Origin of the sequence: Deinococcus sp., assembly GCF_030523985.1 — a bacterium.
GTDB lineage: Bacteria > Deinococcota > Deinococci > Deinococcales > Deinococcaceae > Deinococcus.
Genome location: NZ_JAUNHK010000166.1, coordinates 2,498 through 3,641, shown reverse-complemented (window position 1 = coordinate 3,641; position 1,144 = coordinate 2,498). Strand labels below are relative to the sequence as shown.

Genomic DNA, 1,144 nt, shown 5'->3' with positions numbered 1-1,144 from the left:
AGCCCCTGTCCCCCCTGGGGATAGGGGTTTGGGGTTGGGGCCAAAAGCTGAAGCCAAAGCTTTAACGGCCAGAAAGTCCAGATACCAAAAAAAGCGGAAGCCTCACGCCTCCGCTTCTGCTGTTTTAGGCTCGCTTCAGTTGGCAGCGACGCCGAGGTGCTTGTCCAGCAGGGCTTCAAAAGCACGCTTGGGCTGAGCGCCGACCATGCCTTCCACCGGCTGACCGTCCTTGAACAGAATCATGGTGGGAATGCTCATGACGCGGAACTGGCCGCTGGTGGCGGGGTTTTCGTCCACGTTGACCTTGGCGACCTTGACGCGGCCTTCGTACTGTCCGGCGAGTTCCTCGATGACAGGCGCGATGATGCGGCAGGGACCACACCAGGGTGCCCAGAAGTCCACCAAGGTCAGGCCGCTGGCGGTTTCGTCCTTGAAGTTGCTGTCGGTAAGTTCGGCGGGTTTCATAGCCCGATACTATACGCCTTCCCCACCTGCGGCATGGGCAAAGGCTGAGGGGGCCTTAAGCGTATGCTGCCGCCATGACTGACTTTGCCCCCGAGTTGCGGCGCGGCGCAGAACTGTTCAATGCCGGGGAATGGTGGGAAGCCCACGAAGCCTGGGAAGACGTGTGGCGCACCGCTCAGGGAGAACAGCGGGCCTTCGTGCAAGCCCTGATTCTGCTGGCGGCGGCGCTGCACAAACGTTGGCACCACGGCAGCCTCGCGCACCGCAACTTCTACAAGGCCGAGAAATATCTGGACACCCTGCCCGACCACTACGGCGGGGTCAACCTGCGAAGGCTGCGCGGCGAGGTCTGGCAGGCCCTTGAGACCGAGGGAATGCGCCCGCAGTTGCCGCTGGCGGCAAGCCACAGACCGACAGCCCTCATCACCGGGGCGAGCGGCGGCCTGGGGACAGAATTTGCCCGACAACTGGCGGCCATGGGAGCCGACCTGCTGCTGACCTCGCCGGAGAGCGAGCCGCTGAATGCCCTCGCTGCCGAACTGCGCGAACAGGGCGTCTGGGTCGGGGTGCTGGTTCTCGACCTGACCGCCCCAGACGCTGCGGCCCAGGTGGAGGCCCACTGTCAGCGCCTTGGCCTGACGATAGACCTGCTCATCAACAATGCGGGCATCGGGGAGTT

General features: G+C 63.7%; 2 protein-coding genes and 1 pseudogene. 2 read left to right on the top strand and 1 reads right to left on the bottom strand.

Going from position 1 to position 1,144, the window contains the following annotated elements:
- Positions 1–135: 135 nt before the first annotated feature.
- Positions 136–465: a thioredoxin gene (gene trxA / locus Q4C89_RS14395; RefSeq protein WP_303103312.1), complete on the bottom strand. Its 330-nt coding sequence runs from the start codon at positions 463–465 to the stop codon at positions 136–138.
- A gap of 74 nt (positions 466–539) precedes the next feature.
- Between trxA and Q4C89_RS14390 the strand changes: the two are divergent.
- A pseudogene (locus Q4C89_RS14390) lies at positions 540–860 on the top strand (DUF309 domain-containing protein); the annotation flags it as partial.
- Positions 840–1,144: SDR family oxidoreductase (locus Q4C89_RS14385; protein WP_303103313.1), on the top strand; the 305-nt coding region annotated here is incomplete at its 3' end. The pseudogene Q4C89_RS14390 and the gene Q4C89_RS14385, both read left to right, overlap by 21 nt.